Raw genomic sequence first — 24,483 nt, 5'->3', positions numbered from 1 at the left:
ACCTATACATGAGTAAATTACAGACTGCTGATATTATTGTCTTCTTCATTTACTTTGTAATTGTGGCTACTTACGGCTACTACATTTATTACAAAAGAAGAGCAAAAGAGCTTGATGCACAGGAATATTTTCTGGCAGAAGGTTCATTAACTTGGTGGGCCATCGGTGCCTCACTCATCGCTTCAAATATTTCTGCGGAACACTTTATTGGTATGTCGGGTTCAGGCTTTGCACTTGGTCTGGCTATTTCATCTTATGAATGGATGTCTGCCGCGGCGCTAATTATTGTAGCGGTATTTATCATCCCTGTTTATCTGAAGAACAGGATATATACCATGCCGCAATTTCTATCGCGAAGGTATAATGACCAGGTAAGTACCATTATGGCGATATTCTGGTTGCTGGTTTACGTTTTCGTTAACCTGACCTCTATCCTGTATTTGGGTGCGTTGGCCATATCTTCTATTTCTTCCATCAGCTTTGAATGGTGTATTATTGGCCTGTGTGTGTTCTCTACCATCGTTACGCTTGCCGGTATGAAGGTGATTGGTTATACCGACGTAATCCAGGTATTGGTATTGATTATCGGGGGTTTAGTGACCACTTACCTTGCCCTGTACCTGTTAGCGCAAAACTATGGTTATGGTAGTAATATTATTAAGGCTTTGGGAGTTCTCCGGAAAGAAGCGCCTGAACACTTCCACATGATCTTTAAGCCTACTGATAAATACTACAAGGAATTGCCGGGTATGTCTGTTTTAATAGGGGGGATGCTGGTAAACAACCTGGCTTACTGGGGGTGTAACCAATACATTGTGCAAAGAGCGCTTGGCGCTGATTTGCCGACTGCGCGCAAGGGTATTTTGTTTGCTGCATTTTTAAAACTACTGGTTCCGGTTATTGCCGTGCTGCCCGGTATTGTAATGTACGTGCTGCATAGCAAAGGTTTATTTGTCGCCGAGATGTCTGAAGGCGGGGTGGTAAAACCAGACCATGCTTATCCTACGCTGATGAACCTTTTACCTACCGGTTTGAAGGGTGTTGCCTTTGCCGCACTTACCGCTGCTATTGTCGCATCGTTAGCGGGTAAGGCCAATAGTATCTCAACTATCTTTTCATTAGACATCTACCGAAAGTATATCAACAAAAACCAAAGCGAGAAGAAACTGGTATTTACCGGCCGTATTGCGGTGGTGGTGGCCATGATTATCGGTGGGTTGGTAGCGCCGGCCTTACGTTCGCTCGACCAAGCTTATCAGTTTATACAAGAGTACGTGGGCTTTATCGCACCAGGTGTATTGGCGATCTTTCTGTTAGGTTTTTACTGGAAGCGTACCACTGCCGCAGCAGCAATGATGGGTGCGCTGTTTACCATCCCATTTTCTACGTTGTTGAAATTCCTGCCGAAATGGACTAATGGCGCTTTCCCGGATTATCCTTTTCTGGACAGGATGATGATCGATTTTGTTGTAATCGTGGTATTGATGGTCATCATCAGTTTAGCCGGAAGCAAGCAATCAGGCCCAGAACACCAGATAGAGGTAGATACCTCTATGTTCCGCGTTAGCCGCAGCTTTGCGGTAGGCGCCATCATCATCACCGGAGTACTCACTGCCTTATACACTGCCTTTTGGTAAAAAATAAAAATATGGTTATAAAAAAGACATTATTAGTTATCACCATTACACTTGCAGCTTTTGCTGCAAAAGCACAAACATCAACACAAGCAACAGCCGGCCTGATCAAACGTTTATTGCCAGGCCATTACCGCAGCTTTGTTATTGAAACAACAAAAGCAAAAGAAAAAGATGCTTTTGAACTTGAAAGCCGCAACGGAAAGATTGTTCTGAAAGGCAATAGCGGCGTTGCGTTAGCATCTGCGTTATATTATTACCTTACCGCATACTGCCACTGCCAGGTTACCTGGAACGGTACCAACTTAAACCTGCCCGCAAAATTGCCGGTTATAGCAAAACGCGTGGTTAAAAGTACCCCTTATCAGCTTCGTTACTACCTGAACTACTGTACTTTCAATTACAGTATGAGTTGGTGGGATTGGTCGCGATGGGAAAAAGAAATAGACTGGATGGCGCTTCATGGCATTAACATGCCACTGGCCATCACCGGCGAAGAATACACTTGGTACCTGGTATATAAAGATTTGGGCTTTACTGACGAGGAATTGAAAGGGTTCTTTACCGGCCCGGCTTATTTCTCTTGGTTCTGGATGGGAAATATGGATGCCTGGGGTGGCCCGCTTCCATTAAACTGGATGCAGAAACACATGGCGCTGCAAAAGAAAATACTGGATCGTGAACGTGCATTAGGTATGAAGCCGGTACTACCTGCCTTTACCGGTCACGTGCCTGCGTCTTTTAAAGAACGGTTCCCTAATGCTAAACTAAAGACCACCAACTGGAAAAACGGCTTCGCTGATACCTATATTCTGGATTCTGAAGATCCTTTATTTGCGCGCATCGGGAAACTATTCCTGCAAAAGCAAACACAACTATTAGGGACGGATCATTACTATTCTGCTGATACCTTCAACGAAAACGAGCCGCCGTCTGACGAGCCTGCTTATCTAGAAAAATTAAGTGCGCGAATCTACGAAGGGATGCGGCAGGTAGATAGCAAAGCAGTATGGGTAATGCAGGGCTGGCTGTTCTACAGTGATCGCAAATTCTGGAAAGACGCGCAAACTGAAGCCTTACTAAAGGCTGTACCGAATGACAAGATGATCATCCTGGATCTTGCGACGGAAATAGAACCGGTTTGGAAACGTACCAGTGCTTTCTACGGTAAACCCTGGATCTGGAACATGCTGAATAACTTCGGCGCAAATACCAACCTGTTTGGCCGTCTTGATGCGGTTGCTACCGAGCCCGCTGCTGCACTTAAAGACCCGCGAAGCGGTAAGCTTACCGGTATTGGTTTAACCATGGAAGGTATAGAGCAGAACCCTGTTATTTATGAACTGTTAACGGACAACACCTGGCGCAGCGAGCCAATAAATACGAAAACTTGGTTGACTGGCTACATCCGTAACCGTTACAGTAAGGATAATACTGAGGCTACTAAAGCGTGGGAGATACTGCATAAAACCGTTTACTCTGTGCCTGCTGATAAATACATTAGGGACGGTGCCGAATCTATCATCCAGGCGAGGCCTACTTTAGATAGTTCATCACGGTGGGCCCGTACCAAACTGAATTATAAGGATGCCGATCTGCTTCCTGCGTGGGAAGCCTTAGTAAAGGCCGCTAACGATCTGCAGGCGAGCGATGGTTACCGGTTTGATCTGGTAGATGTTACCCGTCAGGTATTGGCTAATTATGCCCTGCCTTTGCAACAGAAAATGGCGGCTGCCTACAAACGGAAGGATATTAAAGGTTTTAAAAAATACAGCGCCCAGTTTTTGGAACTGATTAATGATATGGATCGGCTACTGGCAACGCGTAAAGACTTCTTGTTGGGTAAGTGGGTAGCTGATGCGAGAAGCTGGGGAATTACGCCGAAAGAAAAATTACTTTACGAATTTAATGCTAAAGATTTAATTACCCTTTGGGGCGATAAAGACTGCCCGTTAAACGAGTACGCCTGTAAGCAATGGAGCGGTTTACTTTCTGATTTCTATAAACCACGTTGGGAACAGTTTATTGCGCAGCTACAGCAGGACATAGAGGGTAAAAAGCATTTCGACGACAACCAGTTCACCACCCAAATAAAAGATTGGGAATGGAAATGGGTAAACGCGAGGAAAGATTATCCAATCACCACGAAAGGAAATAGTGTAGTAATGGCGAAGTCGCTATTTGAAAAATACTGGACCAGGATAAATGCCGTTTATGCCGAAGGTATTTCCAAATAAATGTTAGCGCTGCCTACGTAGCTGGTCTGTCCTAACTAATTTCAAATTCGATGCTGAGGAACAAGTAACGGAAGACGTTACTTGTTCTTTTTGTATCTAAAATAGCGATATAGAATTCAGTGCTTTTCTGATCGATCTACACTGACTACTCCGTACGAATTAAAGCTTTTTCTAATGTCTCTTCAATCTTAAGATTTGTACTTATTTGCTTGAAAATTTATTCCTGCCCTGTTTAAGGTATTTACTTGCCCTGATATTTAAAGGAGATTTACAGTATTGATTAAACTAAAAAACAGATAGGAAATGAAAAACACATTTACAAAGTATGTAATCCCCGTTTTAGTTTTTGTTAGTTGCCTCTCAATCACCCGACCAGGAATGGCACATCATACTGCAAAGCCGGTGAAAAGCGGTGTAGGTAATAGTGCCGGTGTAAAGGCAGCACCAGTTCTTGATACCGTTCCGTGTATTTTTTATGCATTAATGAGCGATAAGCATACTGCGCTGGTATGGAAACGTGGTCATATCGTATTAGAGGACAAAAAGATCGTTATCGGCCAGGGTACTTTTTCTTGCACCGAGGCAGCATCACTGACAGGTGTAATCCGCAATACCTTTTTATCACCGGATAAAAAGAAAACCTTTAAAAAGCAGGTAATCAAAGTCGTTCTTCTGTAATAGCTTCCGGAGCGATTCCGGATTTGTCCTGGAACATCTAACTCCTATAATCCAGGTAAGAGGTTTAAATAATTGTTCATTTAGGGTTTTTTGAACAAAATCGGTGACTAATGGATATAGTGAACATTGTCATTTGTATGCTTAAGGGGCTACATTGATAAGCTGAAACTATAAGGCATTTTCGACGCTTCTGACCAAATCGTTCAATCACTGACGACAAGAGGGGTAACCTCTAAAAAACCTTACGGCGCCGAAGACCGTGAAATGCCGGTACTGAGGCGCCGTTTTTACATAGCTTGCTTGTTCTGAAGAATAATTGAATTTTAGAGAAATTAGAATTAGTTCGCGTAGCAGTATTATACATAATTAAGACGGATCGTAAATTCAGATCCCTTATCGCTGCTTTTAAACGTTAGCTTACCACCCTGAAGATCTATGAAGTATTTGGTGATGAACATACCCAGGCCGGTACCATTGATGGAACGCGCATTTTCTGACCGGAAAAATGGTTTAAATATATTTTTCTGATCTCTCAGGGGAATCCCTATCCCAGAATCGATTACTTTAATTACCGCTTCTTTTTGCTCAAAATTAATTTCGACTATAGGGGGCGGTTTATCATACGAATATTTGAACGCGTTGGAAACCAGGTTACTCACCGCATGCCTGAGTAGCATGGGATCGGCCATTGTTAGTGTCGGAGGACCGTTTATTTTCAGCTCTGCTTTCCGGTTATCAACCTGAACTTTTTCGATCACTTCTATTACAGAGGCAACCATATCTTCTATAGAAACTGGTTCCCTTTTGCAGTCGAAGCCATCAGATTCTATCTTTCCCACTATTAACACTTCTTCAATAAGTAAACTGATGCGGTCAACCTCGCTCATTACATTTCGCAGGTGCCGCTTTAGTGCCTTATGATCGGTTCCATTTCTATCTACGTACATCTCCATCAATTCTATACTTGAAGAAATACTGGCCAGCGGCGTGCGGAATTCGTGCGAGACAAAATTTACAAAACGCGACTTTTTCTGATTAAGTTCACGTTCTCTTTGTAAGGTTAAAATGGCTTGGTCTTCCGCCTCTTTTCGCAAATTGATCAGCCGCGAGGTGGTGACGTATCCGCTTAGTTCCTGCGCCTCGTTCCAGATGGGCTTGGTATTAGTTTCAAACCAACGGTATTGCCCACTTTTAGCCCTGAAACGATAAGTAACATAGTGTTCGCGAAGTTCAGGATTATTGGTAATTTGCTGCTGGTGTTCGTGGTATTTCTCAATATCCTCCGGGTGGAAATAACTATATGGATTTTTATTTAACAACTCCGCGGGTAAATAACCGGCAATAGAAGTTATAGAGGGAGAAACATATTGAAAATTGGTATACCTGTCATGCAAACATACCAGGTCACAGATATTATTTGATACCAGTTCTACTAATTCCTGGGTTTTTTTATAGGCGGTGATATCGCGCAACGTTCCGGTTATTCCGATAATGTTTCCACGCTCATCTTGTTGGTTAATGGCATGTACTTTCATCCAGACCAGTTCACCGTTTTTGGCTACGTACCTGATCTCAAATCCATTATAGTTGATTTTACTATGAGCACCAGAACGATGCAGTTGATAATGATGCTTTATGTCCGGCTGATAAACGTATTTTAAAAAAGGTTGACCTATTGAATCCTTTACTTCGTACCCTAAGATACTCGTCCAGCGCTTATTCAGAAACAGCCATTTACCTTCCGTGTCTGTTTGAAAAATGATTTCATCAATGTTATCAATCAGGTTACGGCAGGTATCATAAGAAAGGTTGTTTTCCTCTTGTTGCGTCATTGCCTTATCCCATCTTGATGGCGGTTGAAGATTGTTGTTGCCGTGAAATACCCGGTTTCTGAACATTTAATTTCCAAGGTGCCATTGTAGCGCTGGCAGATTAGTTTAACCAGGTACAGGCCAAGCCCGCTTCCTTGTTGTTCAAAAACCTGTCGTTTAAATTGTTTAAAAGGCCGGATATCTTCAGTCGAGAAAACAGTTCTTACCTTAGCCCAGTTGGAAACAGTAAGCTCTATATTTCTTTGCTCGCCTGCTTCTTTTAGGGTGATATGGATCTTTGAATTAGGAAGTGAATATTTAAAGGAATTATTCACCAACTCTGTAACCATGTTCTGAAAGTCTTCTTCAAGAATAGTATCGCAGTAGATCTTAACCAGTTCAAATTCAACGTCAGATAGCCTGTCAAAAGCTTCTGCCTGTTCAGATACCACACGTTCTACGGTGTGCGTAAGATCAAAATGTTTATAACAAGAAATATCTTCGTTATGGTAGTGTTTAATGCTGATTACTTCGATCAGGTTGTTTAAGGTTTTAGATAACCGCTTACCAGACATATTGATGCATTTGGCAAGTTCCTCTACGCATTCGGCCGTATCCTGCCCGGATTCGCCGATGAATTCAGATAAATTGATGATTGCGTTCAGCGGTGTGTTGCATTCATGCCGTGCAATTTGCACGAAGTTAGCCAGCATATCAGTCACCTGGTCATTTACCTTTTCTTCCAGTGCTTTCTTTTCAAACAGCCGCCGGTCGATAGATTTTAGTAACTCGTTAATTTTAAATGGCTTGGTAATGTAATCTGCGGCACCCAGGTCCATCCCCCGGCGCAGATCTTCACGTTCAGATTTTGCGGTAAGATAAATAAAGGGGATATCTTTACGATTTCTTACCTCGTTGAGTTGTTCTTTAACCTCAAAGCCAGACAGGTATGGTAGCATCACGTCGCAGACAATCAGATCCGGCCCCTGTTTCTTTGCAATCTCCAACCCAACCCGCCCATCTGCCGCGGTAATGCACCGGTAACCATTTGCTTCGAGCATTTCCTGTGTATTTTCACGGATAATCCTTTCATCTTCAATTAATAGAACTACAGGCATGGCTAATTTTCAGATCTGAATTGATGGTTAGTTTTAACAGGGAATAATCGAGGGTCATTGATGTATAGCTTTACCCGCTTAATAAGGTCGTACCTGCCAACAGGTTTATTCAGGTACTCGTTAACACCGCAATCGTAAGCTTTTTGCTTCATGCCGGCAGAAGTATCTGCGCTAACAGCTATGATGGGTACCTTGGGTTTTGATTCTTTCAGCTCAAGATCACGGATATATTTGGCTACTTCGAGGCCAGTAAGCAAGGGGAGGTTCATGTCTAATAAAACCAGATCATAGTTATTGCCGGTAAACAGGTTAATACCTTGTTCGCCATCATAAGCAAAGTCTAAATCCAGCATTTCATCTTTAAGAATTAATTTGTAGACCTTACAGTTCAGCAAATCATCTTCAACAATTAAAAATCTAAGTCTCATATCAGCTTTGCGATTCTTCGGGTTCAAGTGCAGGTCCGTTATTTCTGAATCTCGCTACCAGTTCGAGCTTAGAATTTATTCGTAACTTCTTGTAAATACTTTTTAAGTGCTGGTTAACAGTAAGCGCGCTGATGCCAAGGATATCCCCGGCTTCCTTGTGTGATACACCAGAAGCAAGCACTTCGGCCAGTTGTTTCTCTCGCAGCGTCAGTTCGGGGAATTCGCGTTTTGTTAATTGCCCTGCAGCGCTAAACAGATGGTTGGCGGCTTGGGGCGATACCGCAAGTCCGCTGTCTCTCATGTTTACAATAGCATCTTTGATAAACTGCAGGCTGCTCGCCTTTAACAGGAAGCCGCTCGCGCCTTTTGTCATCGCAAGTTTGGTAAGTGCAGGTTCCTCCATACCAGATAGTATCACGATTTTGGTTTGCGGGAAATCTTTCTTCAGACGGGAAATCTGGTACACGCTGTTGCCGGAAGGAAGTAAAAGATCAAGCAGGATGACGTTGGGGGATTCATCAACATTAAGATACTTTAGTTTCTGCAGATCACTTGTGGCAAATAACACGGTAAAACCGGGTTCGTTATGAAAAAATTCTTCATAGTTCCGGCGTAAAGAGGGATCATCCTCAATAAGACCTATCTTGATCAATGAGTGGTTAATTAGGGGTTTCAAAGATATAATTAATTATCAGTTAGCTAATTAATACCTGTAAATCAAGCCGGTAGTATATCTGTTAAATTTTATAGATAGTTAATATTTATTCTTAATAACTATATTTTTATGTTTTGAACTAAATAAAAACAGCGATAATTTCAGGTTGATTAATAGATGCATTACACAATCGTTCGTGCATGAACACGTTTTGCCTCTTCTGTAAAGATCGACAGCAGATGCAGATGTTGATATACCTTAAAGCAGGTATATAATACCTTATTTAAGGTATGTTTTTATTGGCACGAACTTAATAAATTTGACTTGATTGCGGTTACATGTGATATGGATTTAAGATTGAAATCTTGCGTATGTACTGATCCACAACTGTTTATAGAAATTAATTATTGGGCAAGTTATAGCCCCACATTTTTATTTAAAAGAGGGACATGAAACAATGCATCAGCGGATTGTTTTTATCACTTTGTAAAATGCCTGAAACTTATACAAAAAAGGTAAAGTTGAGCAATTGTGCTCTGATGGGTTGATATGGAAATGCCTTTTATTGTTTCCTTAAATAATGCACATACCCATACTAAAGTACAGGGCTATGCAATGCCGAATAGCATGAACGGGCGATCAAGTAAAGTTGTTTTTCTAATTTACCGGGTTCATGCTTAGATTCACTCCAGACTCGTTCAATCGGCTGTTTCCTTTTTTTCTGCTGTTGAAAAATGATTTGTCTATTGCAGAAGCCGGTGAATCCTATAGTCAACTAATCCCGAATCTGAAATATTCAGCCTTTCTTTCGCAATTCGAAATCTGGCGCCCAACTACGTTTCGGGTTTCTTTCAAGGCACTGCGTACCGCTGATAACCAATTTTTCGTTTTACGATCCTTAACCCGCAAATCATTTTTACTACGGGGGCAATTTGAATACCTTGAACCTACCGACGAAGTGATTTTTGCCGGATCGCCGTGGATGAAATCGGTCGATCAGATGAATGAGCTCGGCTTAAATCTAAAAAACTTTGCCAAACACGATTCCGTCATAGACTTATTAATGGTGCTGAAACGGATGGAAGTAGAAAATGAAACTTTAACAGAATTACTGGTAACCGTTGAACAACAGAAAGATAAGCTTAAAGAAGGAGAAACAAGGATACTTAACGCGCTGAAGAAGGAAAAGGAATTTAATGATCTTAAATCAAACTTCATCAGCCTTACTTCTCACGAATTCCGCACACCGTTAACAACCATCAGAAGCAGTGCGGAACTGACCGAATTGTCGTTAGGTGAAACTAGTAAGCACCCGAAGATCAGCAAGTATCTCGGGCATATTAAAGAAGAGGTAGATTATATCGATTCGCTTCTTACCGATATTTATACGGCCAGTAAAATACAATCAGATAGTTTTGAATTACGGCTGGAACAGTTGAGTATTGTTAGTCTTTTAAATGAAATAACCTCTTCTGAATATATTACTGCCGGAAAATATACAGCGGTGGAAACGTTTGGTGAGGAACGTTCAATTGTTGCAGACATCGAACTGATAAAGATGGCCTTTAGCAGGATCATCAACAACTCTTACAAGTTCTCTGAAGGGTGTTTGCCTCCGCGTGTTCATATCACTTTTATGGACGACGAAGTAAAAATTGATTTTCAGGATTTTGGAATTGGTATCCCACGAGAAGATTTTCAAAACTTGTTCTCACCATTCGGACGCGGGAAGAACGCGGCAACCCTAAGAGGGGCCGGGATGGGACTGTTTATCGCGCAAAAATTTATTGAATTGCACGGTGGGTTCATTACTGTAACCAGCGATCTGAAGCAAGGCAGTATTTTTAGTGTTACCTTACCAATCACGCCGGACACGGTTTGATAGGCCCGGTAGCTCTGTCCGTAATACAATCTCGGAATACACTTTGTCGCGATTTACAACATTGTGGAAAAAGCAGCCTTTTGTTTAAAACTTAAACAGGCCTTCCGTTCCTTTTTCCCTTACCTTTGAGCCAAGTTCTTTGACTAATAATATCGGTTCATAGTTAAGCTGCCTGGCTTGGCTATGATGAAAAGGGAACCGTGTGCAAATCACGGGCTGACGTGCAACTGTAAATGGACTAACGCCATAAGCCAGACACCTGCCAGTATTATTTTATCGAAACTTTCACGACTAAGGTTTTGATAAGAGTCCTTTATACCCGCCGCTTTGCCGGTAATGGTGTCATCGTCTTTTATCAATTCCTGCTGCTTTTATCAAACTAATAACACTGCTATGCAACAGGAAGAAGTATTACTGCAAGAAAACAAGGATCGGTTCGTTATCCTACCCATCAATTATCCGCGTGTATGGGAAATGTACAAAAAGCATGAAGCCAGTTTCTGGACCGCCGAGGAAATAGACCTGAGCGGCGACCTGAAAGATTGGGCCAGCCTGAACGATGGGGAAAGGCACTTTATCTCGCACATCCTGGCATTTTTCGCGGCCAGTGATGGTATCGTAAACGAAAACCTTGCGGTAAACTTCATGAGCGAAGTTCAGCTTCCGGAAGCGCGTTGTTTTTACGGGTTCCAGATCATGATGGAGAATATTCATTCAGAAACCTACGCGCTGCTGATAGATACTTACATTAAAGACGCAGTTGAGAAGAATCGGTTATTCCATGCCATAGAAACGGTGCCCTGTGTAACCAGAAAAGCAGAATGGGCTTTGCGATGGATCGAAAACGGATCATTTGCAGAACGCCTGGTGGCTTTTGCTGCTGTAGAGGGTATCTTTTTCTCCGGTAGTTTCTGTTCTATTTTCTGGTTAAAGAAACGCGGATTAATGCCCGGACTGACATTCAGTAATGAGCTGATCAGCCGCGACGAGGGCCTTCATTGCGAATTTGCCTGCCTGCTTTACGGCATGCTGAAGAATAAACTGAGCGAGCAGCAGGTACACCAGATCATCAGCGATGCGGTTATTATCGAAAAGGAATTTATTACAGACGCACTACCGGTTGACCTGATTGGTATGAACGCCCGCCTGATGCAGCAATACATTGAATTCGTTGCCGACCGATGGTTGAGCGAACTAGGTTACACCAAACTTTATAATGCTGCCAATCCGTTTGATTTTATGGAAATGATCTCGCTGCAGGGTAAAACCAACTTCTTCGAAAAACGAGTGGGCGATTACCAGAAAGCGGGTGTACTATCCGGCAACCAGGAGCAGGCATTCTCATTGGATGAGGATTTTTAAACCTCACCCAACCCTCTCCTGAAGGAGAGGACTTAATTAAATAAGCAGAAATAATAATTAAATAATTCGCTCCCCTTTAGGGGAGAAGGAGGGGTATATGTTCGTGATAAAAAGAAACGGAAATAAAGAGAGCGTAAAGTTCGACAAGATCACCGCGCGGATACAAAAACTGGCTTACGGCTTAAGCCCGCTGGTGGATCCGATAGATGTAGCCAAAAAAGTAATTGAAGGATTGTATGATGGTGTTACTACGACGGAGCTGGATAACCTCGCGGCCGAAACTGCTGCGTCGCTTACCACCAAGCATCCGGATTATGCCTTACTGGCAAGCCGAATCGCGGTGAGCAACCTGCATAAAAATACGGTTAAATCCTTTTCGGAAACTATGCGTAAACTGCATGACTATACCGATAGCAAGACCGGCAGGCCGATGCCTTTGATTGCAGATGACGTGTTGGAGGTGATCAATACGAATGCAGAATTACTGGATAGTTCTATTATCTATGACCGCGACTTTGGGTTTGATTACTTCGGTTTCAAAACACTGGAAAAATCATACCTGCTAAAGATTGACGGTAAAATAGCAGAACGCCCGCAGCATATGTATATGCGCGTAGCGGTAGGTATCCATAAGCAGGATATTGAGAGCGTGATTAAAACGTATAACCTCATGAGCGAGCGTTGGTTCACCCACGCAACGCCAACGTTGTTCAATGCAGGCACGCCTAAGCCACAGATGTCGTCATGCTTCCTGTTGTCAATGAAAGATGATAGCATCGACGGGATTTATGATACCCTGAAGCAAACAGCCAAAATTTCGCAGAGCGCAGGCGGTATTGGTTTGGCTATTCACAATGTACGCGCTACCGGAAGTTATATCAGCGGTACCAACGGCACCAGTAATGGTATCATCCCGATGCTGAGGGTATTTAACGATACTGCCCGTTACGTAGATCAGGGTGGTGGCAAACGCAAAGGCGCTTTTGCGGTATACCTGGAACCATGGCATGCGGATGTGTTCGATTTCCTGGAAATGCGTAAAAATCACGGTAAAGAAGAAATGCGCGCCCGCGATTTATTCTATGCTCTTTGGATTTCAGACCTGTTTATGAAACGGGTAGAGGCCAACGGCGATTGGAGCTTGTTCTGCCCGCATGAGGCACCGGGACTAAGTGAGTGTTTCGGTGAAGAATTCGAGAACTTATATGAACGTTATGAAGCTGAAGGCCGTGCACGTAAAACCATAAAAGCGCAGGAGCTTTGGTTTGCAATTATCGACGCGCAAATAGAAACAGGTACGCCTTATCTGCTTTACAAAGATGCGGCAAACAGCAAGAGCAACCAGCAAAATTTAGGTACCATCAAAAGCAGTAATCTTTGCACCGAGATTATAGAATATACCGATGCCAATGAGGTGGCCGTTTGTAACCTGGCCTCATTAGCTTTACCACGCTTTGTGGTGAACGGTCAGTTTGATTTCGAGAAACTGTACGAGGTGACTTACGAGGTAACCAAGAACCTGAATAAGATCATCGATTACAACTATTACCCTGTTGACGAAGCGCGTAACTCAAACCTTCGTCATCGCCCGATAGGTTTAGGGGTACAAGGTCTGGCTGACGTATTCATTATGCTGCGCCTGCCGTTCGAAAGCGACCTGGCTAAGGTGCTCAATAAAAACATTTTCGAGACGATCTATTTTGCTGCCATGACAGCGAGTAAAGATCTGGCCAAAACAGACGGCACCTACGAAACCTTCAAGGGTTCGCCACTTTCGCAAGGTAAATTCCAGTTCGATTTATGGAACGTTAAACCGAGCGAGCGCCACGATTGGGAGTCGCTCCGGAAAGAAGTAATGACCCATGGCGTGCGGAACTCACTTTTGGTTGCGCCTATGCCGACAGCCTCTACCTCGCAAATTTTCGGAAATAACGAATGTTTCGAACCATATACGTCCAATATCTATACCCGCAGGGTATTGAGCGGCGAATTTGTAATCGTTAACAAACACCTGCTGAAAGACCTGGTGAACCTGGGCTTGTGGAACAACACCATGAAGAACAAGATCATCGCCGCAAATGGTTCCATTCAGCATATTGATGAAATACCTGCAGACATCAAGGAGCTTTACAAAACGGTATGGGAAATTAAACAACGCAGCCTGATTGATATGGCTGCAGACCGTGGCGCTTTCATTTGCCAGTCGCAATCATTGAATTTGTTTGTGGATAGCCCAAGCACAGCCAAGCTTACCTCGATGCATTTCTACGCCTGGAAAAAAGGCTTGAAAACAGGTATGTATTACCTCCGTACCCAGGCAGCTACGCAAGCTGTACAGTTTACGGTTGAAAAACAGGGAAGCCAGGAAATGGAACCGGTAATTCCTCAGCCCGACCCGGCAAATAACCAGATGAATGACCTGGATAGTATAGAACTGACACCAACCAGTGGGCCAAGCTGTAGCATGGAAGAAGGTTGCGTAACCTGTTCTTCATAAAGATCTTCTTTATCTACTCCTTTCTGAAGCCGTCTCATAAGCCAACTATGAGGCGGTTTTTTTTATCATGATGGGAGATGTGTGTTAAATCACACCGGATAATAATCTGCCCGCGAATTTTTATCTTAGTGCCGCATGAGTGCAAAAAACAATCCCAAAATACTTCGCGCGTGGGCCATGTTCGACTGGGCGAACTCTGCCTATAACCTGGTGATCACCTCAACGGTTTTTCCGGCCTACTACGTAGCCATTACTGCCAACAAGCAAAGCGGCGACAGGGTAACATTCTTCGGTAAAAGCTTTGTTAACACGGCACTGCAGGATTACGCGCTGGCCGTAGCTTACCTGGTAATGGTGGCGCTGCTGCCTATATTATCGTCTATAGCGGATTATCGCGGTAACAAGAAAATCTTTATGCAGTTTTTTACCTGGTTAGGTTCAATTTCCTGCGGCTTGTTGTTTTTCTTTACCCGGAATACGCTGGAGATGGGTATTGTCTGTTTTGCGCTGGCTGCGATAGGTTATAGTGGCGGCTTTGTTTTTTACAACTCGTATCTGCCCGAAATAGCCACCATAGATATGCAGGACAAGGTAAGCGCAAAAGGATTTACCTATGGCTATATCGGCAGCGTAATTTTGCAAGTGATTTGCTTTGTGTTTGTGCTGAAGCCAGAACTGTTTGGTATTGATGGTGCACGTGCAGCGCAGTTGTCCTTCCTGCTGGTAGGTATTTGGTGGATCGGCTTTGCCTATATCCCTTTCAGCAGGTTACCCAAAGGCAGCCCGAATGCAAACCCGCATCATCACAATATCATCAAAGGCGGCTTTATCGAGTTAGGTAAAGTATGGAAACAGGTAAAACAAATGCCGCTATTAAAACGCTTTCTACCGGCATTCTTCTGCTACTCGATGGGTGTGCAAACCATTATGCTGGTGGCAGCAAGTTTCGGTGCCAAGGTGTTGAATCTCCCTACGGCCAACCTGATCGCAGTTATCTTGATCATTCAGTTAGTAGCTATCGCAGGCGCTACCTTGATGTCAAGGTTGTCGGGTATTTATGGTAATATTAAAGTATTATCTGGTGTAGTAGTCATCTGGATTGGGGCGTGTATAGCCGCTTATTTCATCCAGAATGCTAATCAATTTTATGCGCTGGCTGCGGTGGTTGGCCTGGTAATGGGTGGTATCCAGTCGCTATCGCGTTCTACGTATTCGAAATACCTGCCGCAGGATATTCCGGATACCGCATCGTTCTTTAGTTTTTATGATGTTACAGAAAAACTAGCCATTGTGGGCGGGATGTTCAGCTTTGGTATCATAGAAGAAATTACCGGCAGCATGCGTAATTCTGCCCTGGCATTGTGTGGTTATTTTATACTCGGGCTGATTCTTTTGATTTCCTTACTGGCGGTTGAAAGAAAAATAAGCAAATTAGCGCCCGTTAATTAGATTGCTGATGAAGGTTGAGTTGTTTATCCCTTGTTTTGTCGACCAGTTATTTCCTGAGACTGCTTTTAATACCGTAAAGCTGCTGGAAAAAGCGGGTTGTACCGTTACTTATAATGCCGCGCAAACTTGTTGCGGACAGCCGGCTTTCAACGCGGGTTTTTGGGATGAAGCCAAAGAGATCGGCCGCAAATTCCTGAATGATTATAGCGAGGATGGGGTAATTGTATCGCCGTCGGCTTCTTGTACCGGGATGGTACGCAACTACTACAGCGATCTTTTCACCAACACCGCACTTCATAATAAATGCCGCGCAGTTCAGGGTAACATTTATGAACTCTCTGATTTCCTGGTGAATATCTTACAGGTAGATTACTTTGGCGCCGAACTGGAGGGCAGGGCTGTTTACCACGATAGCTGCGCCGGGCTGCGCGAGTGCAAGATCAAAGCAGAACCGCGTCAGCTGCTTTCTAAAGTTCACGGGTTGGAACTGTTCGATCTGCCTGATAATGAAACGTGTTGCGGTTTTGGTGGTACTTTCGCCGTGAAATTCGAGGCGATATCCAGCGCGATGGCCCAACAAAAAGTAGACAATGCCATAGCTATGGAAGCGGATTACATCATCTCTACTGATGCTTCCTGCCTGATGCACTTGCAAAGCTATATTGACAAACAACAATTGCCCATTAAGACCATACACTTGGCTGACGTTTTAGCCGGTGGATGGGGGAATGTGTAGACGGTTTCGAGGTGAGACTAAATTAAATCAATAGCAATGGATAGTAGTAGTAACCAGTATTATAAAATAGCCACCATTCTATCTATTATATCAACTGCTGTAGGTGTTATGCCAAGTATCTTAACCCATTCTTCTATTCAAGGAATAATGATAAGTTTACTAATTGGAGTTGTGTTAACTTTACTCATCTCTTTACAGTATCCTTGGATGCGCTGGGTTACTTTGGTAGTTACCTTGCTCGAATCTTTAATAATAATTGATATTGTAGAAAAATTTCATAACAATTGGCTTGTTACATTATTTGAAATTATTTCTCTTCTATTCGACATTACAATAACGATTATTTTGTTTAAAAGTGTAAAGTTCAGCTCAAGATTTGAATCAAAGGCGTACAAAAATCTTTAAACTGTTAAAAAAAGTTAAAATAAACTAATAAATTAGTTCTACTAAGAAATTAGTTATATACTTGCGGTAAGAAAATTAAAACCTTACAGCAATGTTTAAGCAAATCTTCTGCGCACTGTTGGTGCTTTTTACCAGTAATGCGCTCCAGGCCCAGGATAAAACTTCGGGCGTTATTTATTATAAACAGGTTTCTCAGTTACGTATCAAAGCCGCACCTGGTCAAAGTGCTACCGCTACTAACGGCAGTGGTTTCACCATGCCGGATAAAATGACCACCGAGTTCGAGCTGGTGTTTAATGCCAACGGCGCACGCTATCAAAAGTATGACGGGGGAGATGTTAGCAATGGTCTGCCCGGCGGTGTCCGGATTATGTCTATGGGATCTAACCGCAAGGTTTATTACAATTTTTCAGAGAATAAGATTCTTGAATATATCCCGCTGGATGGCGAGAACTATTTAATGGAAAGCAAATTAGGCTCGGCAGCTGATACCGTAGAAAAAACCGACCAGACGAAAACCATTATCGGTTTCAACTGCAAAAAAGCCATCATTAAAAATAAGACCGGCGTAACCGAGCTATGGTATACTAATGATCTAAAGTTTAATGCGTCCCCGCTATTACCTTACTGGACAGAAGGCGTTGTGCTTGCGGTTAATAACAACAGAAACACGGTGGAAGCCACTTCTATTGAATACTACAAGGTGAAAGATAAAGAACTGGCCTTACCAAAGGACGCCAAACCCATTACTGCTGAAGCGTATAAAGCGAAGCAGGAAGAGTTGATGAAGAAAATGCAGCAGTCTGGCGGCAGTTCATTTAGGTTCGGAAACTAAAATTCTACTCCTTATCAATTAGTTTGTTTTGGCCCCGCGATGGGGCCTTTTTTTGCTGGCAGCAGTTTTGCTGTTTAAACAACATGAGCGTTAAAATGCAGCCCTATCAATCCAACCACCCGACCGGCGTTGTGGCTTATGCTGAATATCGGAACGGGATCATCGTTCAGTTTCAGAAAGGCGTATACTACTTTTATTCCGCTGATAAAACCGGTCGGGAGCATGTTAACGCCATGCTTGAAAAAGCCACAAAAGGTGAGGGGCTGAGTTCCTACATCAGTCAGCATCGCAAAGAAGTGTGGGAAAACTATCACGCAACTGCCAATAGTTTGTCCGAACTACTTAAAAAGATATGAAAGTCTTCACCTAATCAGCCTCAATCGGTGTAATCGGTCTTTAATCAGCTTAATCAATCAAATTATTATATCTTTGCAATTGAACGAAGATCACTCTCGTAGGTGATCGACTAAAAACAATTTAATTTTTGAACCTGCGACTTTTAACAAAGTCCCTCTCTGTTGGAGAGGGATTTAGGGAGAGGCCGCAAATCATAGTTGTAGATGATTAACATTACACTTCCTGATGGTTCCGTTCGTCAGTATGACAAGGGAATTACATCCATGCAAATTGCCCAATCTATTTCAGAGGGTTTAGCACGTAACGTATTAGCGGCCGAAGTAAACGGCCAGGTTTGGGACGCCACCCGCCCCATCGAGCATGATTCGGCAGTAAAACTGTTGACCTGGAACGACGCCAACGGTAAATCTACCTTCTGGCATTCGTCTGCTCACTTAATGGCCGAAGCTTTAGAAGCGCTTTATCCGGGCACCAAATTTGGTATTGGTCCGGCTATTGAAACCGGCTTTTATTACGACGTAGATTTTGGTGACCGTGTATTTTCGCAAGAAGATTTCAAGGCCATCGAAGACAAGATGATCGAGTTGGCTAAGGCTAAAGAAGATTACATCCGTAAGCCGGTGAGCAAAGCGGACGCGATTGAATATTTCACCGAAAAAGGCGACGAGTACAAGCTTGATCTGATCAAGGACCTGCCTGACGGTTCCATTACTTTTTATTCGCAAGGTAACTTTACCGATCTTTGCCGTGGTCCGCATATCCCTAATACCGGCTTCATCAAAGCGGTAAAACTGATGAACGTAGCAGGCGCTTACTGGCGCGGCGACGAGACCCGTAAGCAGTTAACCCGAATCTACGGCGTTACTTTCCCTAAAGCGAGTGAACTCACAGATTATCTGAAGCTTATAGAAGAAGCTAAAAAGCGTGACCACCGTAAATTAGGTAAAGAATTAGAGCTTTTTGCCTTCTCAGAAAAAGTGGGTATGGGCTTGCCACTTTGGCTACCAAAGGGAACTGCTTTGCGCGAACGCCTGGTGAACTTTTTGCAGCGTGCACAAGTGAAAGCGGGTTACGAGCAGGTGATCACACCGCACATCGGTCATAAAAACCTTTATGTAACTTCCGGTCACTATGAGAAATATGGCAAGGATAGTTTTCAGCCGATAAAAACCCCGCAAGAGGGTGAGGAGTTCTTCCTGAAACCGATGAACTGCCCGCACCACTGCGAGATATATAAAACTAAACCGCGTTCTTACAAAGACCTGCCGGTTCGTTATGCAGAATTCGGTACTGTTTACCGTTACGAACAAAGCGGCGAGCTGCATGGTCTGACAAGGGTACGCGGATTTACTCAGGACGATGCCCATTTATTTTGCCGCCCGGATCAGGTGAAAGAGGAGTTTATGAAGGTGATTGACCTGGTACTTTACGTTTTCAATGCATTAGGCTTTGAAGATTATACTGCTCAGATTTCACTTCGTGATCCGGAGAACAAGGCGAAATACATCGGTTCTGACGAGAATTGGGCTATTGCTGAACAAGCCATTAAAGAAGCCGCCGAAGAGAAAGGTTTACCAACCGTTACCGAACTTGGTGAAGCAGCATTCTATGGCCCAAAGCTGGACTTCATGGTGAAAGATGCCCTTGGCCGTAAATGGCAGTTAGGTACTATCCAGGTAGATTACAACCTTCCGGAACGTTTCGAGTTGGAGTATACCGGCAGCGATAACTTAAAGCACCGCCCGGTAATGATTCACCGTGCACCATTTGGTTCCATGGAGCGCTTTGTAGCAGTATTGATCGAGCACTGCGCAGGTAACTTCCCGTTGTGGTTGTCGCCAGAGCAGTATACCATATTACCTATATCTGAAAAATTTGAGGACTATGCAAAAAAACTTTCAGATGAATTAAAAAATTCCGATATTCGCGGGCTAATTGATTTCAGAGATGAGAAGATCGGGCGTAAAATCCGCGATGCTGAAGTCAAAAAGATACCCTACATGCTTATTGTTGGCGAGAAAGAGGCTAGTGAAGGCACTATCTCCGTTCGTAAACATGGGCAGGGCGATTTAGGAAGTTTAACTATAGAAGAGTTTAAACAACAGATTATTAAAGAAACAACAGTATAACTTGGCATTAAACAGACCGAATTTTAGCAGAGGGCCGCGTCCTCCTTTCAAAAAAAAGGAAGCGGAACATAACATTAACCAATTCATCCGTGCGCAGGAAGTTCGCCTGGTTGGCGATAATGTGGAGCCTGGCGTTTATTCTTTAAGAGATGCGCTGGCCATAGCGGAAGAACAGGAGCTGGATTTAGTTGAAATTTCACCAAACGCAAACCCGCCGGTTTGTAAGGTGATTGATTATAACAAGTTCATCTATGAGCAAAAGAAAAAGCTCAAAGAGATAAAAAGCAACGCTAAGCAAACGGTAATTAAAGAAATCCGTTTCGGACCGAATACTGACGAGCACGACTTTGAATTTAAGCTGAAACACGCCATTAAATTCCTGGAAAGCGGCGAGAAGGTAAGAGCATACGTGCACTTTAAAGGTCGCGCGATTGTTTACAAAGAACAAGGTGAAATTTTGTTACTACGTTTTGCACAGGCTTTAGAAGAAGTTGGTAAAGTAGAACAATTACCTAAGCTGGAAGGTAAACGGATGTTTTTAACCGTTGCTCCTAAAGCAGGTAAGAAATAATTATTTAAATGTGCAAATTTCAAATGTGCAGATGTGCAGATGAAATTGTGCTAAAACAAGCAAAACCCGCAGGCGGAATAATATGCACATTTGCATATTTGGACATCTGCACATTAAATATATAAACAGTTATGCCAAAAATGAAAACCAATTCCAGTGCCAAAAAGCGCTTTAAGCTTACTGGAACAGGTAAAATTGCAAGAAAAAACGCATACAAAAGCCACATCTTAACCAAGATGTCTACTAAACGTAAGCGTGCCCTTGGTCACACCAGTCTAGTGTCTGATGCCGACATGGGTAACGTAAAACGTATGCTTTGTATCGGAAAGTAATTAATTAATTTTTTAACCAGGTATTAGAGTACAAAAAGATCCGGTTGGTTATCGGGCACTCACTACCAAAAACAGCAGAAAATGCCACGTTCAGTTAACGCAGTAGCGTCGAGAAGACGCAGGAAAAAAATCATGAACCTCGCCAAAGGTTATTGGGGTTCAAGAAGCAAGGTTTACACCGTTGCCAAAAACACAGTTGAAAAAGGTTTACAGTACGCTTACCGCGACCGTAAAACCAAAAAAAGAGAATTCAGAGCTTTATGGATTCAGCGTATTAACGCTGGCGCCCGTCAGCACGGTATCTCTTACTCACAATTAATGGGTAAGTTAGCAGCTAAAGAAATCGGTTTAAACCGTAAAGTATTGGCTGACTTAGCAATGAACAATCCAGATGCGTTCAAAGCTATTGTTGACGCTGTAAAGTAAGCTGAAATAAATATTTAGCGAAAAAGCTTCCCACCAAACCGGGAGGCTTTTTTTGTGTAGTTTTGTGTGATAGAACAAATGAAAAAACTGTTATTTATAGCGCTGAGCTTATTGCTGTTTTCCTGTAACGACCATGGTGCGGGTAAACTTCGCGGTTTTGTAGAGGAAGGCTTGCAAAAAGATAAAGGCATACTGAAGTTGAGCAAGTACAACGAGGTGAAATGGGATAAGGTATATGTGCTAGGTCCGTACAGCTCTAAAAAGATGCTGGATAAGACGCTGGCTAAACACTACCAGGATATTATGCTGGCCGGGATCTTTAACCATGATGATATTTGCCTGGTGTTGCTATTCAACGGCGACCAATTGGTGAGCCAGGCCACGTTTGATATTATCCGTACCGATTTATCTGCTACCAGCGTATTTACACCTAACGACCGCTATGCACCATGCCCGAAGGACAGTGCAAATTACCCCTACGTAAAGAAAAATAGAACCTATATTTTAAGAAGGTTTTAATATAAACAAGAAACCCCGGAAAATTGCCGGGGTTTCTTGTTATTAGCTTGGAAAACCAACCGCTAACGGTCGCCCTTCTGCATCCTGGGCAATGCTCACTGTTTCTTCAATATCCATATATTGCTTAAAGTTACGGACATCATTATCAACCATGTTTTTAAATAAAGGGCTCAAGATATGGGCTACTCCTGTACCCACACCGCCAGCCGGAGGTTGATAACTGATTACCACATCTACCAGTGTGGTACCTTCTTCCATTCCGTCTTTAAACGTTACCTTACCGGCATTGTCGATGATAGAACCCGGTAAAGAACTCCATCCGATTACCTGTCCAGGTTCGTCATTAACGATTTCCGCATCCCAGCTAACGGTTGCGATATTCGTCGGCAATTTCAGCACCCAATGTGAACGTGTTTGATCCAATATTTCTACACTTTCTAGGTGCTTCATAAATAGCGGCAGGTTATCTAACTGGCGCCAGAATTCGTACACCTCATGCCGTGGTTTATTTACCGTAAACGACGTGCGGATATTTACATTCACAGGTTCGGTGGTATGTTTACCAATTTTCGAATAAAGTTCGCAATGACCGGTAATGCCCCTGTTAACCAGGTAACCACCGGCGCCTAATTTCAACACACTAGTAAACGGGCTTTTAAAAATATGTGTTAAGCCAGAAAAAGCAAGTTTTACGCCTGCGGCGATAGAAACATAGCGTTCCGGCCAGTTGATATTTACTGAACCATGCCCGGAAGAGCCGTTATACATGGTTGTGCGTTCTAATGCTGTAGTTGCCATAATAAATGTTTTATAGGTTAAATACAACCAATAAACATAACAGTTGGCGCGATAGTTTTCCTTTTATGAAAATCAATGGACTCAATTCATCTGCGCTAATATTTGAATTTAAACTTAGCCAGGTTGGGTTTGTGCTGGCGCGGGCGCTTCAATTCATACTCGTAAATCACCTTTCCCAGGTTCTTTAAAAAAGGGAGGCAAACGGTATCATACTCATACTTGTTATCATTATAAATCCCATCTTCATTAGATTGCACTACGGCAGTCAGTATAAATTCTACCTTATTTTTAAAGTCTACCACGTAAGCATTATCGATGTCGTAACCGTAGGAATCTCCAACTTTATTAAAGATCCTGATATCTGGGGATATCGATGCTGTACTATCCGCACCGTAGAAAATAAATTTACAGTAAGCCGGGTAATATTCTGGGCGCTGATACTTTGGATAATCGCTCTCGGTAGGGAACATACTCATGTATTTATAAATGAACTTGTATTCGTCTGGGGTTAGATTAAAACGTTCCGCTTCAGGGAATGCCTCGGGTAATAACAATCGTTTCAAAACAGCCTGCTGATCCTGAAGTGGGTAAACATTTTTATCACTAAAATCAAAAGGCTTCATTACTAACCGGTCTTTGGCATCCAGGTACCCTTTACCCTGTATCATGTTCTCCAACTGCATTGGATAATTGTTGCTGTCGTACTGCTGCGGTTTGGTATAAACCAGTTTACCATCGTCATAGAATTTGACAGGATTTGTTGTACGCGCACTTTCGCCACCATCACCTACTGCAAGGCGGCCAATAATCCGTGTATTGTTAAAACCGTACTTCTTCAGCTTGCTGTTAATCTCGGCACGTCCTACAAATTCATACAACCGGTTATAAGCATCGTTATCGCTTACTAGCAAAATCTTTTTGATGTACTGTTCAATACTCGGCTTACCATTCTTCGCGGTAGAGTCAGTCGTAACTCTGGTTTGCTTTTCGGCAGCGCTATCAGTAATCATCACTGAATTTCTTGACAAACCTTTTACGCCAAGCTCCTTTAATTTCTCAAGCGCGAAAATCGCGGTAGGTAATTTTACCGTACTGGCAGGGTAGAAGTAGTGTTTTGGGTTCAGTCGGTAGCTGTAAGATTTAAAGTGAGGAATGTTATGTTCATCGCGGTCAATCTGTGTATATAGTATCTGCACCTCGTTATGTGTCGGGTGTTTCAGGATGTGCTCGAACAATCCGGAGTTTGATTTTAACATGTTCTCCAGAAAAACGGTATCGGGTCTCTGGGCCATACAAACAGCAGCGAACAACATGAATGGGAGCAGCAATAGTTTCCTCATCGCGAATTAAGTTAATGGCAGTAATATATCAGATTCTTTGCTATTTTTGCACCGCTTTTGGTTCTTTTATCACAAATGATAAAGGATTAAAAGGGAACACGGTGTAAATCCGTGACTGTCCCGCAGCTGTAAGCTCCATAAAACTGAGGTTCATCCATATAGTCACTGTTTAACCACGGGAAGACTGAACCAAGGGGAGCAAGTCAGAAGACCTGCCATAAGCCAAATAATAATTCATAGCTTTCGGGGATTGGAGCTTGGATGCAAATTCTGCCTGGCCAGCG

21 protein-coding genes and 2 riboswitches are annotated in these 24,483 nt (G+C 43.0%); of the genes, 15 read left to right on the top strand and 6 right to left on the bottom strand.

The window, feature by feature from the left end:
- Positions 1 to 8 precede the first annotated feature (8 nt).
- From MUY27_RS08335 to MUY27_RS08325, 3 genes are all read left to right on the top strand, one after another.
- Positions 9 to 1,637: a sodium:solute symporter family transporter gene (locus MUY27_RS08335; protein WP_245129545.1), complete on the top strand. Its 1,629-nt coding sequence runs from the start codon at positions 9 to 11 to the stop codon at positions 1,635 to 1,637.
- An 11-nt stretch (positions 1,638 to 1,648) separates the two neighbouring features.
- Entirely contained in the window at positions 1,649 to 3,871 is a 2,223-nt protein-coding gene (locus MUY27_RS08330) for an alpha-N-acetylglucosaminidase (protein ID WP_245129544.1), read from the top strand.
- Positions 3,872 to 4,249: 378 nt separating this feature from the next.
- On the top strand, positions 4,250 to 4,549 hold the full coding sequence (locus MUY27_RS08325; RefSeq protein ID WP_245129543.1) for a hypothetical protein: 300 nt from the start codon (positions 4,250 to 4,252) through the stop codon (positions 4,547 to 4,549).
- A 356-nt stretch (positions 4,550 to 4,905) separates the two neighbouring features.
- Here the strand turns inward: MUY27_RS08325 and MUY27_RS08320 are convergent, their stop codons facing one another.
- From MUY27_RS08320 to MUY27_RS08305, 4 genes are read right to left on the bottom strand one after another with little or no spacing between them, the layout of a single operon-like run.
- A complete protein-coding gene (locus tag MUY27_RS08320) occupies positions 4,906 to 6,447 on the bottom strand; it encodes a sensor histidine kinase (RefSeq protein ID WP_245129542.1) in 1,542 nt (513 codons plus the stop codon).
- The gene (locus MUY27_RS08315; RefSeq protein ID WP_245129541.1) at positions 6,378 to 7,478 is read right to left on the bottom strand and encodes a hybrid sensor histidine kinase/response regulator; all 1,101 of its coding nucleotides are present in this window, start codon (positions 7,476 to 7,478) and stop codon (positions 6,378 to 6,380) included. The genes MUY27_RS08320 and MUY27_RS08315 overlap by 70 nt, the downstream gene beginning before the upstream one ends.
- Before the next feature lie 2 nt (positions 7,479 to 7,480).
- Complete coding sequence (locus MUY27_RS08310) at positions 7,481 to 7,906, bottom strand: response regulator (RefSeq protein WP_245129540.1); 426 nt, start codon at positions 7,904 to 7,906, stop codon at positions 7,481 to 7,483.
- Between the two features lies 1 nt (position 7,907).
- Positions 7,908 to 8,582 carry a response regulator transcription factor gene (locus MUY27_RS08305; protein ID WP_245129539.1) on the bottom strand — a complete coding sequence of 225 codons (675 nt, stop codon included), beginning with the start codon at positions 8,580 to 8,582 and terminating at the stop codon, positions 7,908 to 7,910.
- Positions 8,583 to 9,234: 652 nt separating this feature from the next.
- Here MUY27_RS08305 and MUY27_RS08300 point away from each other — a divergent pair.
- The 12 genes from MUY27_RS08300 to MUY27_RS08245 all read left to right on the top strand — a co-directional run bounded on the left by MUY27_RS08300 (position 9,235) and on the right by MUY27_RS08245 (position 22,061).
- Positions 9,235 to 10,443, top strand: a complete 1,209-nt coding sequence (locus MUY27_RS08300; RefSeq protein ID WP_245129538.1) for an ATP-binding protein — start codon at positions 9,235 to 9,237, stop codon at positions 10,441 to 10,443.
- Positions 10,444 to 10,579: 136 nt separating this feature from the next.
- A riboswitch (cobalamin riboswitch) is annotated at positions 10,580 to 10,724 on the top strand.
- A gap of 112 nt (positions 10,725 to 10,836) precedes the next feature.
- On the top strand, positions 10,837 to 11,805 hold the full coding sequence (locus tag MUY27_RS08295; protein ID WP_245129537.1) for a ribonucleoside-diphosphate reductase small subunit: 969 nt from the start codon (positions 10,837 to 10,839) through the stop codon (positions 11,803 to 11,805).
- Between the two features lie 97 nt (positions 11,806 to 11,902).
- On the top strand, positions 11,903 to 14,302 hold the full coding sequence (locus tag MUY27_RS08290; RefSeq protein WP_245129536.1) for a ribonucleoside-diphosphate reductase subunit alpha: 2,400 nt from the start codon (positions 11,903 to 11,905) through the stop codon (positions 14,300 to 14,302).
- 135 nt (positions 14,303 to 14,437) lie between these two features.
- Positions 14,438 to 15,751 carry an MFS transporter gene (locus tag MUY27_RS08285; RefSeq protein WP_245129535.1) on the top strand — a complete coding sequence of 438 codons (1,314 nt, stop codon included), beginning with the start codon at positions 14,438 to 14,440 and terminating at the stop codon, positions 15,749 to 15,751.
- Between the two features lie 7 nt (positions 15,752 to 15,758).
- Entirely contained in the window at positions 15,759 to 16,487 is a 729-nt protein-coding gene (locus tag MUY27_RS08280) for a (Fe-S)-binding protein (RefSeq protein WP_245129534.1), read from the top strand.
- Positions 16,488 to 16,983: 496 nt separating this feature from the next.
- On the top strand, positions 16,984 to 17,727 hold the full coding sequence (locus MUY27_RS08275; protein ID WP_245129533.1) for a GLPGLI family protein: 744 nt from the start codon (positions 16,984 to 16,986) through the stop codon (positions 17,725 to 17,727).
- Between the two features lie 83 nt (positions 17,728 to 17,810).
- On the top strand, positions 17,811 to 18,083 hold the full coding sequence (locus MUY27_RS08270; protein WP_245129532.1) for a hypothetical protein: 273 nt from the start codon (positions 17,811 to 17,813) through the stop codon (positions 18,081 to 18,083).
- A 204-nt stretch (positions 18,084 to 18,287) separates the two neighbouring features.
- The gene (thrS, locus tag MUY27_RS08265; protein WP_245129531.1) at positions 18,288 to 20,213 is read left to right on the top strand and encodes a threonine--tRNA ligase; all 1,926 of its coding nucleotides are present in this window, start codon (positions 18,288 to 18,290) and stop codon (positions 20,211 to 20,213) included.
- Between the two features lies 1 nt (position 20,214).
- Entirely contained in the window at positions 20,215 to 20,784 is a 570-nt protein-coding gene (gene infC, locus MUY27_RS08260; protein ID WP_245129530.1) for a translation initiation factor IF-3, read from the top strand.
- Positions 20,785 to 20,915: 131 nt separating this feature from the next.
- Positions 20,916 to 21,116: a 50S ribosomal protein L35 gene (gene rpmI / locus MUY27_RS08255; RefSeq protein WP_022829872.1), complete on the top strand. Its 201-nt coding sequence runs from the start codon at positions 20,916 to 20,918 to the stop codon at positions 21,114 to 21,116.
- Between the two features lie 81 nt (positions 21,117 to 21,197).
- Positions 21,198 to 21,542, top strand: coding sequence for a 50S ribosomal protein L20 (rplT, locus tag MUY27_RS08250; protein WP_245129529.1), 345 nt, complete (start codon positions 21,198 to 21,200; stop codon positions 21,540 to 21,542).
- Between the two features lie 78 nt (positions 21,543 to 21,620).
- Positions 21,621 to 22,061: a hypothetical protein gene (locus MUY27_RS08245; RefSeq protein ID WP_245129528.1), complete on the top strand. Its 441-nt coding sequence runs from the start codon at positions 21,621 to 21,623 to the stop codon at positions 22,059 to 22,061.
- A 42-nt stretch (positions 22,062 to 22,103) separates the two neighbouring features.
- Here the strand turns inward: MUY27_RS08245 and MUY27_RS08240 are convergent, their stop codons facing one another.
- Both MUY27_RS08240 and MUY27_RS08235 read right to left on the bottom strand, forming a co-directional pair.
- Positions 22,104 to 22,859: an SRPBCC family protein gene (locus MUY27_RS08240; protein WP_245129527.1), complete on the bottom strand. Its 756-nt coding sequence runs from the start codon at positions 22,857 to 22,859 to the stop codon at positions 22,104 to 22,106.
- 95 nt (positions 22,860 to 22,954) lie between these two features.
- A complete protein-coding gene (locus MUY27_RS08235; protein WP_245129526.1) occupies positions 22,955 to 24,199 on the bottom strand; it encodes a serine hydrolase in 1,245 nt (414 codons plus the stop codon).
- Positions 24,200 to 24,240: 41 nt separating this feature from the next.
- Positions 24,241 to 24,433: riboswitch (cobalamin riboswitch) on the top strand.
- The last annotated feature ends 50 nt before the right edge of the window (positions 24,434 to 24,483 follow it).

The sequence above is a fragment of the Mucilaginibacter straminoryzae genome, from assembly GCF_022953055.1.
In the GTDB taxonomy this organism is placed as follows: Bacteria; Bacteroidota; Bacteroidia; order Sphingobacteriales; family Sphingobacteriaceae; genus Mucilaginibacter; species Mucilaginibacter straminoryzae.
Note: the sequence above shows the minus strand (reverse complement) of the source record. Positions and strands in the feature narration are given on the sequence as shown.

Bases quoted from the DNA above. Each gene is read 5' to 3' on its own strand.
- MUY27_RS08335 (WP_245129545.1), top strand. From the start codon at position 9: ATGAGTAAATTACAGACTGCTGATATTATTGTCTTCTTCATTTACTTT.
- MUY27_RS08330 (WP_245129544.1), top strand. From the start codon at position 1,649: ATGGTTATAAAAAAGACATTATTAGTTATCACCATTACACTTGCAGCT.
- MUY27_RS08325 (WP_245129543.1), top strand. From the start codon at position 4,250: ATGGCACATCATACTGCAAAGCCGGTGAAAAGCGGTGTAGGTAATAGT.
- MUY27_RS08320 (WP_245129542.1), bottom strand. From the start codon at position 6,447: ATGTTCAGAAACCGGGTATTTCACGGCAACAACAATCTTCAACCGCCA.
- MUY27_RS08315 (WP_245129541.1), bottom strand. From the start codon at position 7,478: ATGCCTGTAGTTCTATTAATTGAAGATGAAAGGATTATCCGTGAAAAT.
- MUY27_RS08310 (WP_245129540.1), bottom strand. From the start codon at position 7,906: ATGAGACTTAGATTTTTAATTGTTGAAGATGATTTGCTGAACTGTAAG.
- MUY27_RS08300 (WP_245129538.1), top strand. From the start codon at position 9,235: ATGCTTAGATTCACTCCAGACTCGTTCAATCGGCTGTTTCCTTTTTTT.
- MUY27_RS08295 (WP_245129537.1), top strand. From the start codon at position 10,837: ATGCAACAGGAAGAAGTATTACTGCAAGAAAACAAGGATCGGTTCGTT.
- MUY27_RS08290 (WP_245129536.1), top strand. From the start codon at position 11,903: ATGTTCGTGATAAAAAGAAACGGAAATAAAGAGAGCGTAAAGTTCGAC.
- MUY27_RS08285 (WP_245129535.1), top strand. From the start codon at position 14,438: ATGAGTGCAAAAAACAATCCCAAAATACTTCGCGCGTGGGCCATGTTC.
- MUY27_RS08280 (WP_245129534.1), top strand. From the start codon at position 15,759: ATGAAGGTTGAGTTGTTTATCCCTTGTTTTGTCGACCAGTTATTTCCT.
- MUY27_RS08275 (WP_245129533.1), top strand. From the start codon at position 16,984: ATGTTTAAGCAAATCTTCTGCGCACTGTTGGTGCTTTTTACCAGTAAT.
- MUY27_RS08270 (WP_245129532.1), top strand. From the start codon at position 17,811: ATGAGCGTTAAAATGCAGCCCTATCAATCCAACCACCCGACCGGCGTT.
- thrS (WP_245129531.1), top strand. From the start codon at position 18,288: ATGATTAACATTACACTTCCTGATGGTTCCGTTCGTCAGTATGACAAG.
- rpmI (WP_022829872.1), top strand. From the start codon at position 20,916: ATGCCAAAAATGAAAACCAATTCCAGTGCCAAAAAGCGCTTTAAGCTT.
- rplT (WP_245129529.1), top strand. From the start codon at position 21,198: ATGCCACGTTCAGTTAACGCAGTAGCGTCGAGAAGACGCAGGAAAAAA.
- MUY27_RS08245 (WP_245129528.1), top strand. From the start codon at position 21,621: ATGAAAAAACTGTTATTTATAGCGCTGAGCTTATTGCTGTTTTCCTGT.
- MUY27_RS08240 (WP_245129527.1), bottom strand. From the start codon at position 22,859: ATGGCAACTACAGCATTAGAACGCACAACCATGTATAACGGCTCTTCC.
- MUY27_RS08235 (WP_245129526.1), bottom strand. From the start codon at position 24,199: ATGAGGAAACTATTGCTGCTCCCATTCATGTTGTTCGCTGCTGTTTGT.